The following is an 18,295-nucleotide window of genomic DNA, read 5'->3' on the forward strand; positions in this document are numbered from 1 at the left end:
CATACGATGAGTCAGGAACAGTATCTGCAGGAATTGCTCCGTTTTCTGGAGGCGTCGCCCACCGCCTTTCATGCCACGGCAACTGTGCAGGGGATCCTTGCCGAGCACGGTTTCACGAGGCTTTTCGAGCCGGATGACTGGGGCGAACTCGGCCCCGGCTCCTACTATGTCAGCAGAAACGATTCGAGCCTCATCGCCTTTGTGCTGGAGCACGGCACGTCTGGCTGCCGCAGCCTGCGCATGGCGGGCGCCCATACCGACAGTCCGGGCTTCCGGGTCAAGCCCCATGCCCTGCACTCGACCGGCGGCTATGTGCAGCTTGGCGTGGAGGTGTACGGCGGCGCGATGCTGTCCACCTGGTTTGACCGGGACTGCTCGCTGGCCGGCCGGGTCGTCTGGCAGGATGGGGAGGGCCGGGCGCAGGCAGGTCTTGTGGATTTTCAGCGGCCCCTGGTGGTGATGCCCAGTCTGGCCGTGCACCTGGATCCGGAAGCCAGGGGGCGGCATGCGATCAACCGCCAGACCGATTTGGCGCCCATCCTGATGCTGGGCGAGGAGCCGGATTTTGCCACCCTGCTTCTGGAGCAGTTGGCCCGGCAGCGTGGCGCTGCCAGGAGGCAGGTGGCCTCTGGCGAGGTGCTGGCCTTTGATCTTTTTCTCTACGATGCCCAGCCGCCGGACCAGATCGGTCTGAACGGCGAGTTCGTGTGTTCGGCCAGGCTCGACAATCTCCTGTCCTGCCATGCGCTGGCGCGGGCTCTGGCCGGCGCCGCCACGCGCGACAGCCTGATCGTGCTGAACGACCACGAGGAGGTGGGCAGCGCCACAGTCGCGGGTGCAGGGGGCACTTTTCTGCAGGACGTGTTGGCCCGGCTCTTTCCGCCCGCACAGATGCGGCGGATTTTGGCCGCTTCGCTCTTTGTGTCGGCCGACAACGCCCACGCGCTGCATCCGAACTTCATGGCCAGCTACGAGCCGGAGCACAGTCCCCGCATGCAGGCCGGGCCGGTCATCAAAACCAATGCGGGCCAGCGCTACGCCACCAGCGCCGCGACTGCCGCGCAGTTCGTCCTGCTCTGCCGCAGGGCCGGCGTCCCCTGTCAGGACTTTGTGATGCGAAACGACATGAGCTGCGGCTCCACCATCGGGCCCCTGGTGGCCTCGGGCCTGGGGGTGCCGGTGGTGGATGTGGGCGTGGCGCAACTGGCCATGCACTCGGTGCGGGAAATGGCGGCGTGGCGGGACGGCGCCTCTTTTCTGCAGGCCATGCAGGCCTTTTTCGGCGCGGACGAGGCGCTGCTGCGAGCTCCGCTGGTTGGTGTCTGAGGGAGGCAAACGGTGTCGACACAAAACAGCAACATGGCCCTGGGCGTGGACAGCGTGCGCTGGAATCTGCGCTTTCTCTATGAAAACGCCGGCCCGGCGCTGGAGGCGGATATGGCCCGCTGCCGGGAGGCGTCGCAGGCCCTGGCCGATCGCTATGCCGGCCGGGTGGCCAGGCTTACGGCCGCCGGATTGCTGGACCTTGTGCGTGGGCTGGAGGCCCTGGAAGAACGGCTGGGCCGGCTGGAATCCTATGCCTATCTGAATTTCATCACCCAGACCGAGGACGCGCCTGCCTCGGCGCTCATGCAGCAGATCGAGGCCCTCACTGCGGAACTGGGCCGGCAGACCGTGTTCTTTCGGGTCGAGTGGAACCAGTTGCCGGCCGAGACGGCCGAGCGGCTGCTGGCCGCTCCGGAACTCGCAGTGTACAGGCACTATCTGACGGTGCTCAGGAACAGGGCGCCCCACCAGCTTGGCCTGCAGGAAGAGCAGCTCCTGCAGGCGCTTGCGCCCGTGGGCCGGAGTGCCTGGAATACCCTCTTCGACAAGCTGATGAGCCAGTTGCGCTTCGGCCCGGACCAGCGCACCGAGGAAGAGGTGCTGGCCGGGCTCTATCGCCCAGAGCGCCCGCTGCGGCAACAGGCGGCCCTGGAACTGACCCGGGGACTGCAGGACAACCTGCACATCCTGACCCATATCTTCAATACGCTTGCGCAGGAAAAGGCCATCATGGACCGGCTCCGGCGCTACCCCCACTGGGACAGCGCCATCAACCTGCACAATGAACTGAAGCCGGAGACCGTGAGCACCCTGCTCGACACCGTGACCTCTGGCTATGGCATCGTGCAGCGCTACTACAGGATGAAGCGGGAACTGCTGGGTCTGGACGAGCTGTTCGACTATGACCGTTATGCTCCCCTGCCCGGAGCGGAGGGAGAAAAAGCCCTGTCCTGGCCGGAATGCCGGAGCGTGGTGCTGGAGGCCTTTGCCGCCTTTTCGCCCGAAATGGCGGAGATGGCGGATGGCTTTTTCAGGGAGCGGCGCCTGCATGCCCCGGTTCTGCCGGGCAAGGCCAGCGGCGCCTTCGCCCACCCGACCGTGCCTTCGGCCAGACCCTATGTGCTCCTGAACTACACCGGCAGGCGGGAGGATGTCTTTACCCTGGCGCACGAGCTGGGCCACGGCGTGCATCAGACGCTGGCCGCGCGGCAGGGCCTGTACAACAGCGACACCCCGCTGGTACTGGCCGAGACCGCTTCGGTTTTTGCGGAAATGCTGGTCTTCAGGGCCATGCTGAAGCGGGAGCGGTCGGCGACCCGGCGCTGTGCGCTTGTCGCAGGCAAGCTGGAATCCATCTTTGCCACGGTGTTCCGGCAGGTGGCCATGAACCGTTTCGAGGCGGCCATGCACGAGGGCCGGAGTCGGGGCGAGCTGTCCGCGGAGCGGCTCTCCGCCCTCTGGCTGGACACGCAAGGGGCCATGTTTGCGGATTCGGTGACCCTGACCGACAATTATCGCCTTTGGTGGGCCTATATCCCCCATTTTCTGGCCACGCCGGGCTATGTCTACGCCTATGCCTTTGGCGAGCTGCTGGTGCTGGCGCTGTACGCCCGCTACGAGCAGGAGGGCTGGGCCTTTGTGCCGGCCTATCTGCGGCTTTTGGCCGCGGGTGGCAGCCGTGACCCCTATGCCCTGCTCGCGCCTTTTGGCATTGATCTGGATGATCCGGCCTTCTGGCAGGGCGGGCTGGAGCTGATTCGGGCGCTGCTGGCCGAGGCGGAGGAGGCGAGCGCCGTGCAAGGTCGGGACTAGCCGGGGCATGGCCAGGAGCGCCGGTAGCGGCAAAAGGAGGGCCCACGGTGCTTTTTCTTTGATTTTTTTCTTTTTTTCTGGATGATTGAAGGAGCTTAGGCGATAAAACGTCTTCCCCCGGGAGGGGAACATGGTCCGCGCACAGCGGCAGGGCGTGCGCGTTTCGGTTGAATGGTAAAACATGGGGCAGCCTTTGGGCGCGGCATTGAACAGGGCATTGGCTCGGTCTCGGGCAAGAGCGGTTCTTCAGCTTCGCCCCTGCCCCCATTGAAAAGACTATGACAACAGCAAAGCAGACAATTGATGGCTTTTCCCTGGAAAATATCCTCCAGATATTCAACATGGAGAGCAAATCGCAGACCCTGCAGGTGACCAGAGAGGACCAGACCGGGTATCTGGATGTGGAGCAGGGCGAGCTGATCCATGCGAGCCTGGGCAGCCTGAGCGGCATGGAAGCGGCTATGGAAATCATGGTCTGGGATGAGGCGAAGACGGAAGTCCTGCCCCTCAGGAAGGTTCAGCGGACCATCCAGAGTTCGCTCATCAATATCCTGCTCGAGGTGTCCAAGCTCAAGGACGACCGCAGAAGCGCCCGGGAGGAATCGGGCGAGGACCTGCTGCAGGATGCCATTGAAAAGGCGGAAATGCAGCAGTACAAGCTGGCCCACGATGAACTGGTCGCCTTTCTGAAAAAGAAGAGGGACAGCCTCATCGGCTGGATCTGGTTCGCACGCATCCAGGGCAACCCGGATCTGATCCGCAAGTCCCTGAACGTGGCGGCCAGCATTGATCCGAACGACAGCCTGCTCAAGGAGGAGCAGCGCAAGTTTGCCCTGGGCCTGCCCAGCCTGCGCGGCGGGGTGGCCAGAAAGTGCTACTTCTGCTGGACGCCCCTGAACAGAAGCGCGACCGCCTGTCCCAACTGCCAGGGCAGCCTGATCATCAATGCCGAAGCGCTGCAGCATGTCGGCGAGATGGATGCCAAGGTGGCCGGTGAGGCGCAGGACCGCTATCTGCGTATCCTGCGCAGGCATCCGCGCAGCCTGACCGCCGTGTACTGCCTGGCCCTGATCCAGATGAATCTGGGGCGCCTGAAAGAGGCTCTGGTCTATCTCGACAAGGCGAGCAAGATGGCGCCGGAACGGGCCGTTTTCACGAGCCAGCTCAAGCTGCTGCTGGAACATCTGGCGAGTCAGTCCCAGGACATGGGCGCGGATGGGAGCGCGGAAGCCACGGAGGCTGTGGCGCCCCCGCCCATAGAGGTGGAGGATGCAGCGCCGCTCAATCGTCCGGTGACCCCGCAACGGGTCATTCTGGTGGTGGAAGACAGTGCCACGACGAGAAAGGTCATTGCCATCACCCTGACCAGGAACGGCTACAAGGTGATCGAGGCGGGCGACGGCCTGGAGGCCCTGAGCAAGATCAGCGAGGAACGGCCCGACCTGATCATGCTGGATGTCATTCTGCCCAAGATGGATGGTTACAAGATTCTTGCCATCATCAAGGGCAATGCCGAGTTCAAGGATATTCCGGTCATCATGCTGACCAGCAAGGACGGCTTCCTCAACAAGGTGAAAGGCAGGATGGCCGGCTCGTCGGCCTACCTGACCAAGCCCTTTGACCCGGAACAGATGCTTCAGGAAATCAGAAAACATATCTGGTGATCCATAACGGATCGTCAATCAGCAGCGGAATGCAGGAGATGAGACATGTCCAAGGGGACAATACTTGTGGCGGATGACAGTCCTACCCAGCAGAAACTGATCTGCGCTCCCTTTCAGGCAAACGGGTATGAGGTGATTTGCGCCAAAGACGGCTGCGAAGCGCTGGCCGCGGTGGAAAAGGGCAGTCAGCTCGCTCTGGCCGTGCTGGACGTGGTGATGCCGAACATGAACGGTTTTCAGGCCTGCAAAAAGATCAAGAAGGTACGGCGGGAACTGCCGATCATTCTTTTGTCCACCAAGGATCAGGAGAGCGACGCCTTTTGGGGCAAGCATCAGGGCGCAGATCTGTATATGACCAAGCCCTTTGACAGCGAGGAACTGTTTGCCAACGCTGTCAAACTCATGTCACGAAGCTGAGCGGATTCCCCGGGGAGCAAGACGTATGGCCCTTCCGACCGGCCAGCCCGCCGCTGGCATGCAAGACGGCAATCTCAAGTCGCTTCTGGATGCAATTGACCGGAAAACGGCGCCCGCGCTGCAGCAGGATCTGGAGCGGCTGCACAGTCGTGCCGGGCGGAGCGCGGACCGGGTCCTCCACATTTCTTTCGTGGTGGGCTGGCACGAAATGGCCCTGCCGGTTGCCGCCATGCAGGGGCTGGGCGCCATGCCGGTCATCACCCCGCTGCCGTACCTGCCTCCCTGGATCCGGGGCATTGTCCAGATCCGGAGCGAGATCTTCTCGGTGGTGGATTTTCAGAGGCTGTTTCAGTTGCGGAAGGAGCGCCGCAATCTCCACAAACTGTCTTTTATCCAGTTTCAGCATGAGGATCTGGAATTTTGCCTCCTGGTCAACCGGATCACCGGCATTCTGAATCTTGACGAAGAGATGGAGCGCCTGGCGCCCTGCTCTCCGGACGAGCAGGCGGAATGCGCGAAGATGATGGCCTTCATCAGGGGCGTGCTGGTGCGGGATCAGCGCCGGATTTTCCTATTGGACAGCAATGCCCTGGGGCATGCCGACATCATCAGAAAGTGGCGCTGAGGAAAAAGGGGACGAATGTATGGGCGACACGGCGAGAATGGAGCGGAGAATGCACTGATGGCTCAGGGGCTTGACGAGATACTGCTGGGTTTTGTCGAAGAGATGGAGGGCTATGTCCCGCTTATCGGGGATGGCATAGCGGCCTTGCAGGCCGATCCCGACAACAGGCCGGTGCTGGATGAAATGCGCCGCCTGGTGCACATCGTCAGGGGAGCGGCAGCCATGCTGGATCTTGCCCCGCTCTCGCAGGCGGCCCGCGGCATGGAGCTGGCGATCGAGCATGTGCGGGAGGGCAGGGCGGCCGTAAGCGGGGATCTGCTGAATGCCCTGCAAAGCACGGCGGAACTGTTTGCCCGCTATGCGGAGCATCTCAGGTCGAGCGGGGCGCCGGACGATGCCGACCTGAAGGCTCTGGTGGAACAGATATGCCTGCAGATCGACGCGCTGCCCTCGGATGCGCTCATGGCGGCCAGAACGGCGCCAGCGGAGCCTGGGACAGAGCCGGAGGCCGGCGCTGCGGATGCGGCGGCCCTTTTTGGTGCAGGGGCCCTGGGGCGGATGACGCCGGCCGGCATCGAGCTGGATGAGGAGCTGCTGGCCTCCTTCACCGAGGAGGTGAAGGAGCACTTTGACGACATCGGCAATGCGCTGTACAGGCTGGAAAGTGCGGTGACGGAGCCGCTTGCGGTCAGTGGCGAACTCGGCGAGGTGCTGCGGGGCATCAGGCGTTCGGTGCATACAATCAAGGGGGCGTCTGCGGTTCTGGGTTTGCAGCAGATTGCGGATGCGGGGCACCGGATAGAGGATGTGCTCGACTGGTTCTACGAGTCGGCTGCGCGGATCGATCCGGAACAGGTGGCGGTTCTGGCGCAGGCCCTGGATCAGCTGGAACATCTGGTGCGCCGGCCGGATGCCTATGATGCCGAAATGCTGGACGAGTGCCTGAAATTCTTGCACTCGCAGATGGATGGGGCGGCGCTGCGGCCGGCTCGTGCCGGGGCCCCGGCGGACGAGACCACGGCGCTTTTGGATGGCGAAGGCGATGTGTTCGCCGAAGACACGCTTGGGCAGGCCGAGGCTGACAGCCTGCTGGGGGACGATCCCGCGGATAGGAGCCTGAGCGAGGGCGCGCTGTCCCTTGCGGACAGCGCAGTGCCTGGAGATGAAGGCCCGTTCCTAGGCGAAGCGGGGCAGGATCAGGCGCCGCATGCGGATGCCCTGGCAGGGGCCCTGGGGCGGATGACGCCGGCAGGCATCGAGCTGGATGAGGAGCTGCTGGCCTCCTTCACCGAGGAGGTGAAGGAGCACTTTGACGACATCGGCAATGCGCTGTACAGGCTGGAAAGTGCGGTGACGGAGCCGCTTGCGGTCAGTGGCGAACTCGGCGAGGTGCTGCGGGGCATCAGGCGTTCGGTGCATACAATCAAGGGGGCGTCTGCGGTTCTGGGTTTGCAGCAGATTGCGGATGCGGGGCACCGGATAGAGGATGTGCTCGACTGGTTCTACGAGTCGGCTGCGCGGATCGATCCGGAACAGGTGGCGGTTCTGGCGCAGGCCCTGGATCAGCTGGAACATCTGGTGCGCCGGCCGGATGCCTATGATGCCGAAATGCTGGACGAGTGCCTGAAATTCTTGCACTCGCAGATGCGGAGCGCGCCCGGCAGGGCGCCGGCCCCGGAGCCCGAACCCGAAACGGTCGAGCCTGCAGCGGCTGTCCGGCCTGCGGCCGGCGCCAGCGGATCGGCGTCCACCGCGATGTTCAGCGCGGAAGATCTGCAGATGCTCCGTGAGGGCTTCATGGAAGAGGCGGACGGGCATCTGCAGGAGCTTGGCCAGGCCATGCAGGCCCTGGAGGCCCGGGTTGTGCAGACGACCCCGGTGGACGAGGCCCTGCGCGAAGAGCTGCGCACCATCCGGCGGGACGTGCACACCATCAAGGGCGCGTCCGCGGTTATCGGCATCAGCGAGATTGCCGAATATGCCCATAAAATCGAGGACTTTCTCGACTGGCTCTTTGACAAGGCGCCGGCCATCGACCCGGATATCGTGGGGCTTCTGGCCGAATCGGCGGACCTTTTGGGCAGCATCGTCGAAAATCCCGCTTCGGTGGATACAGAGCGGCAGCAGGACCTGTACGCCCGGCTTGCCGCCGTGAGCGGGGGCGCTGGGCCGGCGGCGGCCGAGCAGCCGGCGGCAGCCTCCAGCCCCGGAGCCGGAGATGAGGCTGGCGCTGCGCCGGAAGGCCTTGACTCCGCTGAGGCGGAGGGCCAGGAACTGTCCGGGCAGGAACTGGCCCTTTTGCGCCAGAGCTTTGTGGAGAATGCGGATCTGCATCAGGAGGCCCTGCACCATGCCGTTCAAACCCTGGCTGCTGCTGCGGGTCAGAGCAGGCTGCCCGCAGAGTCGGCCGGGGAAGTGGCGCGCATGTCGGAGCGCATCGGGGCTCTGCGCCGGGACGCCCTGCTGCTGGGCCGGGATGATGTCGGCGACTATGCCGGTCGGCTGGTGGACTTCCTTGAGTGGCTGCTTGCCAGCGCCGCTCCGGCCACTCCGCTGCTGACGGATGCACTGGGCGATGCGGTTGATGTGCTGGGCCAGCTTATGGAAAAGCCGGAGGCGCTTGACCTGAACAGGGTCACTGGCGTACTCGGCAAACTGGCTGACATCCGCTCCGCGGCCGCTGCCGGGAAGGGCCCCGCTCCGATCCGGCCTCGACCCGGCACCGCGCCGCCGGCCGCCGCCGATGCCGCCAAAACCATCCGCATCCACCAGACCCAGCTTGACAAGCTGATCAATCTGGCCAACGAACTTTTGGTGGGTGTCAGTGGTTTTGACCGGAACATGGCCCTGTTTCAGAGTGCGCTTGACGAACTGGATCTGACGGCCCGCCGGCTCAAGGATATCGCCCTCGAGCTGGAAACCAAGTTCGAGGTCAGGGCCCTGGATCAGCTTTCTTTCCATTTCGACCGGCTGGCGGAGGCCCGGCAGGCCATCCGGGATGACGGCGATCTGTCCGAATTCGACGCCATGGAGCTGGATCATTATACCCAGCTCAACCTCATCATTCGGGCGCTCAACGAGAGCGCCATCGATGTGACGGCGCTGCACACCAATATGGAGGGCGTGCATAACGGCCTGGGCATGGACATCAACCGCCAGCACCGTGTGGTGCGCGAGCTGCAGGCCCAGATGATGCGCGCCCGCCTGAGCCCGATGTCCCTTTTGACGCCGCGCCTCAGCCGCACCATGCGCGACGTGGCCGCCAGACTGAAGAAGCGCGTACGCCTGGTCATGAAGGGCGACACGGTGGAGCTGGACCGCATGATTTGGGAAAAGCTCGCGGATCCCTTTATGCACCTGATGCGCAATTCGGTGGACCATGGCATAGAGACGCCGGACGAGCGGGCCGGAACCGGCAAGCCGGCCATTGCCACCATCACGATCGCCGGTGAGCGGGAAGGCCACCATGTGGTGGTGCGCTACAGCGACGATGGCAGGGGGATCGATGTGAACGCCATTCGTGAAAAGGCCCGCGAGTCCATGGGCGATGCGGTGGACGCCATGGACGAGCGCACGCTGGTTGACTTGATCTTCAGGTCGGGCTTCAGCACCCAGAAGGTTGTTGGCCAGATTTCCGGCCGTGGCGTGGGCATGGACGTGGTGCAGCAGAATATCCACGATCTGCAGGGCAGCATTTCGGTGGACACCCAGGCCGGCCAGGGCACCCTGTTCACCATCCGGGTGCCGCTCACCCTGGGCATTACCCGTTCGCTGCTGGTGGCGATCGATGATGTGACCTATGGCATTGCGCTGAACGAGATTCAGGATATCCACCGGGTGGAGCGGGCCGATATTGCCGGCGATGGCAACAGCTTCCAGCGCGATGGCAAAACGCTGCCCCTGTACAATCTGCCCCTCCTGCTGGGACGCCAGCCTGGCGCCGAAGAAGAGGCGCGCCCTCTGATTCTGACCATAGAGGCGGATGGCACGACTACTGGCATCCGCATCCCGCGCATCAGCGGCCAGAAAGAGGTCGTGCTCAAAGGGCTGGGCAGGCATCTGCGCTCGGTGACCGGCATTGCGGGCGCGGCGGTCATGGGCGACGGCACGGTCATTCCACTGCTGAACATGGCGGAGCTGTTGGCCGCATACCATCGCCAGGCCGGGCCGGAGCCCGTCCGGAAAAAGGAGCGGACCCACGCCCTGACCATCATGATCGTGGATGATTCCATCTCCATCCGCCGGGTCATGAGCCGCCTGGTGTCCAGTAACGGCTGGATACCGGTCGAGGCCAAGGATGGGCAGGCCGCCTTTGAACAACTGGACGCGGTGCGGCCGGATTGCATTCTTCTGGATGTGGAAATGCCCAGAATGAATGGCTTCGAGTTTCTGGCCCTGAAGGCCAATCTGCCGGAGCACCGGAGCATCCCGGTCATCATGCTGACATCGCGCAGCTCCGAAAAGCACCGGAAAAAGGCGCTGGCTCTGGGGGCTTCGATCTTTTTGAACAAACCGACCAAGGATGAGGAGTTCGTTGAAGCTGTCCTGAAGCTGACTGGTCATCAGAGAAGCGAACAGCAGGTTCGGCAGCGTCGGCAGGGGGAAGAGGCACTGTGAGCGAAGTCTATCTCGTCAATCTTTGTGGGTATTGGTATTTTTTTGCCCAGCAGGCCGTGCAGCAGATCCTGGCCCCGCCCTGTACGGAGATCAGGAAGGGCGGGCAGCTCTGGCTGCAGGTGCCGGGCGCCGAGGCCGCCGAACTGTGCCCGCTGCATCTCCTGTTTTCCTGGCCCCAGCCTGCGGGGACCGCAGATGATCATTTTGTGGTACTGTCCCATGGCGGCCGGCGTTTTGCCCTGCCCATGCACGGCGAGGGTCGCGCCTGCTCGCTCAGGGAGCAGGCCCTGCGGCCCCTGCCTGCGGCCTTTGGCGAATTTTCCCGGCAGATGGTGCCCAGGCTGCTGGTGAACGGGTGTGAAGTCATCATGCAGATCAACATGGACGAGCTGATCCGGGCCATGGATAAAATTGTCTATCTGCGCAGGAAAAAGCTGCGGCAACAGAGCCGCCTGCAAAGCGGAATGCAATCATGAGCGGTGGCACAGGAGCAATGCGGGGACGTTTTTTTCTCCTGCCCCTTGAAACCGGGCATCAGGATGGAGAGGATTGGAGTTGTCTGTTTACCCTGACTCAGGTGGTCGAAGTGGTGGGGCGGTCCACAAAAGTGTATCCGGTGCCCTTCAGCCCCGCCTGTCTGCCGGGTTATATCCTGCGGTGGGACACCGTGATCCCGGTGGTGGACGTGGAACGGCTGTGCGGCTGGGTCAAGGCCTCGAATGTCCGTATGCGGCAGATGCTGGTCATCCGCACCGGACAGAGCGCTGCGGCAGGCGGCGAATTTGCGCGACTGGCCATAGCCTGCACCGGCAATGTATCGACCTTCACCCTGGGTGAGCGGGAGGCAGGGCTGCCGGTTGAAGCCCTGGAAGCGCCGGAGGGTTTTGACGGCCATGGTCTGGCCAGGGGCTTCTTTCGTGTGCACGGCCGCCGGGTGGTGCTGATGGATTTTGACGCCCTTGCCCAGGGGCTTGTCCATATCCCCGCAGGACAGCGGATGCGGGGCGGCTCGCCGCCTGTGCGGGGCGTGTCCGCTGAGTGATGCGGGAAATTGCCAGGGTGTCATTGTGGAGGAGAGAAGGATGCCATTGGAAGAAAGGATCAGGAAAAACTGGATTGCCATTCAGCAGAAGCACGCTGTGCCGGTGAACGCCCTGGGGCTCCGGATCGATCCCAGGGATGAGAAAACCCTCAAAGTGTGGCGCGAGGAAGGCATCGAAGCCTACATGCAGAAGAAGTAGGCATGTGTTGAAGACAACGGGCAGACGCGCCTTTCTTTGCCTGTTGCCATCATATATTTGGGAAATTCGGACAAGTGTATGGAGGAAAAATGGAAGGACAGAACGGTGAACAGGCGGCAGAGCAGGCGATCATCGGCGGCGGGCAGGACCTGTTGGCCAGACTGACCGGCAATCTGGGCATTCGCGCCAAGCTGCTCTTGAGCTTTCTGGTGATCCTTGCCCTGACCGTCATTGTGGCGGTTGTTGCCCTAGTCGGGCAGCGCTCCGCCGGCCAGGCAGATGAAGAGATGAGTCAGGGGCAAAAGCGGCTGGCCCGGCTGAGCTATGAGGCCCAGGCCGATGTGGATCGCATGCGGCGGCTGGCCAGCATGTTTCGTCAGACCGTGCCGGAGCAGGGGCTGGACGCTGCCCGCCGGTATGCCGAGCAGTTTCAGCGCGCGGCGGCCGAGGCCCGTGCCAAACTCGATGCCATGACGAATCTGGTTTCGGGCGAGCAGAAGGCCCTCACCCGGACGGCGATCGATGCGGTCAGCCGTTATACCACCGGCTTCCAGCGAACGGTGGAGAGCCTGGACCAGAAATACAATGCCAGGACCGGTCTTCTGGCGAAGCAGACCGAGCTTGTGGAGCAAATGGCGGCAGCCATCAGGAGCAGTGCGGCAACGTCTCCGGAACTCGTCCAGCGCTGCCATCATCTGGAACTCGGCTATTACCGCTTTCTGCTGCATGCCAATGCGGAAAGCTCTGCCGTGGTGCTGGAAGGCATCTCCGCCCTGAGGGCCGCCATTGTGGCCCAGGCCCCGAACAGCCAGCAGGCCGCATTGAAAAAGCTGTGCGATCAGTTTGCCGGCAATTTCGATGCGCTGCTCAAGGCCAGCGAGAAAATTGACACCCAGTTTGCGGATGCGGACGAAGCGGCCCGGCAGATCGATCCGGCCCTGAAAAGTGTGCAGGACGACGCGCTGAACAGGCAGACTCTGGCTGGCCAGCGCCTGCAGGACTCGGAGAGCGCCTCCCGTTACGCCATTCTCACGACGACCATTCTGGCCATCTGCCTGGGCCTTTTCCTGGCCTGGTTTCTGTCCCGCGGCCTGACGAACCAGATCGACAAGATCATGGCCCTTCTGAGCGAGCTGGGCATCGGCAACTTCAATGCCCGTACCGAAGTGGTCGCCCAGGACGAGCTGGGCGTCATGGCCTCCTCGTTGAACGCCATGCTGGACAATATGACGACCATGATCCAGTCGCAGGGCGACCAGGAAAAACTGCAGGAAGCCTTCATGAAGCTCATGATGGAAATCGACGAGCTGACCGAGGGCGATCTGACCGTGCGTGCGGAAGTCACCGAAGATGTCACCGGCGCCCTGGCCGACTCCGTCAACACTATGGCCGAGCAGTTCGGCGGCATTGTCCGTCAGGTCAAGGATGCCAGCAACGCTGTTGACAGGACGGCTGCCAACGTTTCCAAACTGACCAGCGATCTTGCGGTACGCAGCCTGGAGCAGAACAAGCAGGTCAATAACGCCATTGCGGCCATTCACACCATTGCGGAGTCCATCCGTCAGGTTTCCCGGAACGCCGCCCTTTCCGCCGAGGTCTCGCAGACCTCGCGCGCCAACGCCCGGGCCGGTGCGGAGGCGGTCGAGCAGACCCATCACGCCATGGACGAAATTCGCGAGCAGATCAACGAAACGGCCCGCTCGATCAAGCGCCTGGGTGAAAGCTCCATGGAAATTGGCAATGTTGTTGAGATTATCAACAGTATTGCCGACCGTACCTCCATCCTGGCCCTGAACGCCTCCATTCAGGCCGCCATGGCAGGCGAGGCCGGCCATGGTTTTGCAGTCGTCGCCGAGGAGGTGCAGCGACTGGCCGAGAGTTCCAGCAAATCGACCAAGCAGATCGAAACCCTGATCAAGGGCATCCAGGCGGAAATCAAGGATGCCGGCAACCGCATGGACGAGAGCATCAGCAAGGTGGTTCAGGGCTCCCAGCTCGCAGACGGCGCTTACACCAAGCTGCAGGAAATCGAGACGGTTTCCAACCAGCTTGCCGATCTGATCCAGTCCATTTCCCAGTCTGCGGCCGAGCAGGAAGAAAGGTCCGAGGAGGTTGTGGCGAGTATGGTGTCGGTTGGCGAGGCCAGCACCAATACAACCAACAGTACGCAGGCCACCAACAGCCTCATGTCCGTGCTGAACAACACGGCGCGTGAACTCAGATCTGCGGTGGATGCCTTCAAGATCGAATCGGCCTGAGTCATGCATTTTTGATTGCTTGCCAGGATGGAGAGGGCTGTGCATTGCGCATGGCACAACAGGCGAACCCAGCCCTCACAATCCCTGCCGGCCCGCTTGGACAAAGGTTGATTTTCCGAAGGGGATGCCAAGGGAAGCCTTTGTGCAAGCATGGCACCTGGGTCATCCCGAAAAGGCAATCATGGCGAAATCTGAGCTGTTATCAGCCTTGTTTGACAGCCAAAAGGCCAATGCGCGCAGCTTCAGATTGTCAATTCGGGCAAAATCGGCCCGGCAACAGGCAGCCTGTGACCATTGTACCGAAGCCAAACAAGGCCTGCAGCGGTATCCCCAAATTGAACCCGGCAGTGTGGATGATGGAGCGCTCCTCCACATTGGGCCGGTCGGTGCAAGCTGACCCTGCGTGGGGGCAGGAACCATACCTACGATGGCGCAGGCCGCCTGCTGTCGGACGGCCTGCGCAGTTTCACCTGGAATGCCCTGGGGCGACTGAAGACAGTTCAGCGGAACGGGCAGACGATAGCCGGCACTTAACAGACTGTTGAAAAGCTATATTTCAGGTTCCACGCTACAGGAATTTCAATTTTCAAGTAACGTAGAATCAGTGAGTTGTGGCTCTGCCTGACGAAGATTTTTACTCGCATTGTGCACTGCTGCGACTTTTTCAACGGGCTGTTAAGAGAAAAGTATTTTTGCTATGGATGATCTATTGTTTAACCAAGCAGATTCAAAATACAATAATGGCAACTTTGAAAAAGCATTTGAGCTTTTTTTGAAAGCCGCTGAAAACGGTGATGATTCTGCGATGGATCGTATTGCTTCAATGTATGATGCTGGCGAAGGTGTAGATTACGATTTTGATAAAGCAATTTATTGGTATCAAAAAGCGATTGAAGCTGGAAGCGTGACTTCTCTGTACAATCTGGGAATTTCTTACAGATCAAAAGGAAATGTGCTAGAAGCTAAGCATTGGTTTGAAAAAGCTCTTGCTGCTGGTGATTTTGATGCTGCTTTAGATCTTGCTAAATTGCATATGCTTTGTGAAGCAGAACAGGAAAAAGTTATTTTTTATCTAAAGAAGTGCTTGCAAGGCAATAATTTGTTTGAATATACACGCAAGGAAGCGATTGATATCCTGGAAGGTTTTGAAAAAGGGTCAAAACGGAATAAGGCTTGACAAATGGGCATTTGGACCAATAATAAGTTAAGCTGATCTGTATATCATGCAAATTGCGATGATATCCGGAAGACTCGTCTATTTCTTCTGGATATCACCTCAAAATTGTGGTGCTATACGAACGGCGTAATTTGATGGAGTGCTTGAATGAAGAGTAACCGGCTCCGTCCGGTGTAACGGCTGATTGGCATTCATCTTATCTGTCAGGCTCCCGCTGACCACCTTTTAGGTTTATGCTTTAAAGTCAATCCTTTCAATATTTCTTTCAAATTTTTTTTCCTCCGGACTGAACTTGGCGCTGGCCTCAAATTGTGAATTGCCAGTTTGTTGACATTGATCCGGTGAATCTGGTCGATTCGGAGGATTTGGTATAAGTGGTGGTAAACTTGGTATTGGTGTAAAATCTACAAGCTTTTATTATATAATTATTAACACAGATACCATCTGATCAGAAATGTAAATGTGATTACGCGCATAAATTATATTTGAGATTATGAAAACAATTGCTTTCTCACTATTTATTATTAACGCAATTATTTTTTATTTTCTTATTTACAAGACTTTTAAATACACGAACAGTCAAGGATATAAAGTGATACACCCTTTTCCTGAACTTTTTAAGTTTTTACATTCGTGCTCTAAAGTACAAAAAGAGATCAATGACCAGTATCTTAGGTTTTTACTTCTTTCCATAAATATAGTTTTTTGTTTTTGTGTTATTATTTTTTTATCGTTTGCTTTTATAATGTGAATGCACTGCTGTTCCACTAAATAGTGATTGTTCCTAACTGTTTGATTTTTTAAGGATATCATCTCTTTGTCCGGGCAAAAGTCTCTCTCAAATCCCGCCGTTTGAACAAATCATCCTGCATCTGACCAATGATCAGGTCGGGAGCCTGCACAGGCTGACCCAGGAAGAGGGGGAGCGCGGAGGAGTTTGCCTATGATCCTGTGGCTCATCTGGTACGCTCGGTGGATCCTCTGGGCGTGGTCAGCGAATACAGCTACGATGAGCTGCGGCTCACGGAGAAGCTGACTATGAAAGTCAGGACATACTGCCCGGGTGACGGATGCGCGGGCCATGTGATCCAAGCAAATATGACGATTTCGGCCGCAAGCGGAAGGTGCTGTCACCGAATGCGGGGGCAGGGGAGTCAGGCTATGAGGCAGCAGAAGAATCTGGTGAGCCAGCGCAATGCCCTGGGCGAGCGGGCGGAGTTCTTCTGGGATGCCCTGACAGCCCTTTGAAAAACTCTTCAGGCAAGGCATAATAGTGCACAGGCGATCAAATTGTGTTGAGGAGGCAGTATGAGTCTTGGCCGGAGGCAGGCAGAGCAGAAGAGCATGTGGCTGATCTATGATCAGCTGCCCCAGAGTCAGGGGCATGTCTTTTACGAGCGGCTGCAGAAGCTCCTGCATGAGGAAGCATTTGACGCCTTCCTCGAAAAGCTGTGCGCCCTTCTACGCCGAAAAACCCGGCCGCAGGTCCATCCCGCCGGGCCGCTATTTCCGCATGCTTCTGATCGGCTATTTCGAGGGCATCGACTCTGAACGCGGCATCTGCTGGCGTTGTAGCGATTCCCTGTCTTTGCGGGAGTTCCTGCAACTTGGCCCCACCGAATCCGTGCCCGATCACTCCTCCCTGTGCCGCATCCGGGGGCGTCTGCCGCTGGAAGTGCATCACGAAATGTTTGTCTTTGTGCTGCGGATTTTGGAGCAGGCCAATCTGCTTGACGGGAAATATCTGGGGATCGACGCCTCTGGCATGGAGGCGAATGCGGCCATGAAGAGCATTGTCCGCCGGGATACAGGCGAAACCTATCAGGAAATGCTTGAACGCCTGGCCGAAGAGAGCGGCATCAAGACGCCGACTAGGGCGGAGTTGATCGCCTTTGACCGCAAGCGCCGGGGCAGAAAGACCTCCAACAAGGACTGGCAATCGAGTACCGATGAGGATGCGCGCATAGGCAAACTCAAGGATGGCCGCACCCACATGGCGTACAGACCTGAGCATGTGGTTGATCTGGAATCCGGGGCGGTAGTTTCTGCGGTGATACACCCTGCGGATCAGGGCGATACCACAACGCTTGCCACCACACTTGACGACGCCCAGGCCAAACTGTGCGCGGTCAGGGACAGGGAAGGAGCGCCCGGCATTGGCGAGCCCTTTGCTCTGGTGGCGGACAAGGGCTATCACAGACGGAACGTGCTGAAGGATTTGCCGGATTCTTGCACAAGCCGGATTAGTGAACCTGCGCACAAGGGGCGATTGCGCTGGCATGGGGATAGGGCGGCCCGGGAAGCGGTGTACGGGAACAGGAAGCGGATCAGTTCCAGTACGGGCAAGGCGCTTTTGCGGGCGCGGGGCGAGCGGGTGGAACGCAGCTTTGCCCACTGTCCTGACCGGGGCGGCATGCGGCGGGTGCATCTTCGCGGGCTGGCCAATGTGGAGAAGCGTTACATCATCCACATTGCCGGGTTCAATTTGGGGATCCTGCTGCGGGCCTTGTTTGGTTTTGGCAGCCCCAGGGGCTGGGCCGATGCTGGAGCCGGGCTGATTTTTGCCCGAATTGATGAGCTGAACCTGCTCATATTGGTCGTTTGGCTGCCGAATGTGGCTGATGCTCCAGATTGTGTCATGATGGTCATTTCGAGATGGCACAACTGACTCGCAAGGGCACAATCGCCACTTTGTGTCCCCTTCGGAAAATCAACCTTTCTTCAACGGGCTGCTATGGTTATGACGAAGCCGCAGGCGAGCTGAACACCATCACCTATCCCTCCAGCAGGGTGCCGAGCTGGCAGCCGTGACGCGGCGGGATGGATCAGTGGGCTTCACTTTGGGGAATAGGAGCTGGCCCGAGATATCCGCTATCTGCCCTTTGGCAAGACCCAGGTCCAACTCGGCACGGTGCAGAACAACCTGAGGTTCCCGGGCCAGTACTATGATGCCGAGACCGGACTGCACTACAACTGGAACGCTACTACGATCTGGAACCCGGAAGTTATCTCGTACTCGACTCCATTGGCCTTGAAGGGGAACTCAATCTCTATGCCTATGTAGAAAATGATCCGGTGAATTGGAGCGATCCGGTGGGCTTGAAAAGAAGGAGTGGAACATCTTGCAGCCGTTGAAAAACTTGCCGCAGTACGCGTTG

The 18,295-nt window shown here is 59.9% G+C and carries 15 protein-coding genes; all 15 read left to right on the forward strand.

The window, feature by feature from the left end; translation table 11 throughout:
• The first annotated feature begins 6 nt into the window (after positions 1–6).
• The 15 genes from CAY53_RS07860 to CAY53_RS13515 all read left to right on the forward strand — a co-directional run bounded on the left by CAY53_RS07860 (position 7) and on the right by CAY53_RS13515 (position 18,272).
• The gene (locus CAY53_RS07860; protein WP_104936647.1) at positions 7–1,326 is read left to right on the forward strand and encodes a M18 family aminopeptidase; all 1,320 of its coding nucleotides are present in this window, start codon (positions 7–9) and stop codon (positions 1,324–1,326) included.
• 12 nt (positions 1,327–1,338) lie between these two features.
• Entirely contained in the window at positions 1,339–3,138 is a 1,800-nt protein-coding gene (locus CAY53_RS07865) for a M3 family oligoendopeptidase (RefSeq protein WP_245874777.1), read from the forward strand.
• A 278-nt stretch (positions 3,139–3,416) separates the two neighbouring features.
• Positions 3,417–4,802, forward strand: a complete 1,386-nt coding sequence (locus CAY53_RS07870) for a response regulator (RefSeq protein WP_104936649.1) — start codon at positions 3,417–3,419, stop codon at positions 4,800–4,802.
• A 45-nt stretch (positions 4,803–4,847) separates the two neighbouring features.
• Positions 4,848–5,219, forward strand: coding sequence for a response regulator transcription factor (locus CAY53_RS07875; protein ID WP_104936650.1), 372 nt, complete (start codon positions 4,848–4,850; stop codon positions 5,217–5,219).
• A 25-nt stretch (positions 5,220–5,244) separates the two neighbouring features.
• Positions 5,245–5,844, forward strand: a complete 600-nt coding sequence (locus CAY53_RS07880; protein WP_104936651.1) for a chemotaxis protein CheW — start codon at positions 5,245–5,247, stop codon at positions 5,842–5,844.
• 57 nt (positions 5,845–5,901) lie between these two features.
• Positions 5,902–10,461 (forward strand): hybrid sensor histidine kinase/response regulator, encoded by a 4,560-nt coding sequence (locus tag CAY53_RS07885; RefSeq protein ID WP_181040224.1) that lies wholly within the window; start codon positions 5,902–5,904, stop codon positions 10,459–10,461.
• Positions 10,458–10,937, forward strand: a complete 480-nt coding sequence (locus tag CAY53_RS07890) for a hypothetical protein (protein ID WP_104936653.1) — start codon at positions 10,458–10,460, stop codon at positions 10,935–10,937. Before CAY53_RS07885 ends, CAY53_RS07890 begins: the two co-directional genes overlap by 4 nt.
• A complete protein-coding gene (locus CAY53_RS07895) occupies positions 10,934–11,503 on the forward strand; it encodes a chemotaxis protein CheW (RefSeq protein ID WP_146106449.1) in 570 nt (189 codons plus the stop codon). The genes CAY53_RS07890 and CAY53_RS07895 overlap by 4 nt, the downstream gene beginning before the upstream one ends.
• Positions 11,504–11,543: 40 nt before the next feature.
• Positions 11,544–11,702, forward strand: coding sequence for a hypothetical protein (locus CAY53_RS12925; protein WP_017865544.1), 159 nt, complete (start codon positions 11,544–11,546; stop codon positions 11,700–11,702).
• A gap of 89 nt (positions 11,703–11,791) precedes the next feature.
• Positions 11,792–13,960 (forward strand): methyl-accepting chemotaxis protein, encoded by a 2,169-nt coding sequence (locus tag CAY53_RS07900; RefSeq protein ID WP_104936655.1) that lies wholly within the window; start codon positions 11,792–11,794, stop codon positions 13,958–13,960.
• Between the two features lie 697 nt (positions 13,961–14,657).
• On the forward strand, positions 14,658–15,137 hold the full coding sequence (locus CAY53_RS07910; RefSeq protein WP_104936657.1) for a tetratricopeptide repeat protein: 480 nt from the start codon (positions 14,658–14,660) through the stop codon (positions 15,135–15,137).
• A gap of 951 nt (positions 15,138–16,088) precedes the next feature.
• On the forward strand, positions 16,089–16,385 hold the full coding sequence (locus CAY53_RS07915; protein WP_104936658.1) for an RHS repeat protein: 297 nt from the start codon (positions 16,089–16,091) through the stop codon (positions 16,383–16,385).
• Between the two features lie 169 nt (positions 16,386–16,554).
• Positions 16,555–17,805 (forward strand): transposase, encoded by a 1,251-nt coding sequence (locus tag CAY53_RS07920; RefSeq protein WP_219842642.1) that lies wholly within the window; start codon positions 16,555–16,557, stop codon positions 17,803–17,805.
• Complete coding sequence (locus CAY53_RS12930) at positions 17,793–17,948, forward strand: hypothetical protein (protein WP_181040225.1); 156 nt, start codon at positions 17,793–17,795, stop codon at positions 17,946–17,948. The genes CAY53_RS07920 and CAY53_RS12930 overlap by 13 nt, the downstream gene beginning before the upstream one ends.
• Positions 17,949–18,161: 213 nt before the next feature.
• Positions 18,162–18,272: an RHS repeat-associated core domain-containing protein gene (locus CAY53_RS13515; RefSeq protein WP_245874914.1), complete on the forward strand. Its 111-nt coding sequence runs from the start codon at positions 18,162–18,164 to the stop codon at positions 18,270–18,272.
• Positions 18,273–18,295: the final 23 nt, after the last annotated feature.

The sequence above is a fragment of the Desulfobulbus oralis genome (genome assembly GCF_002952055.1).
Classification (GTDB): domain Bacteria; phylum Desulfobacterota; class Desulfobulbia; order Desulfobulbales; family Desulfobulbaceae; genus Desulfobulbus; species Desulfobulbus oralis.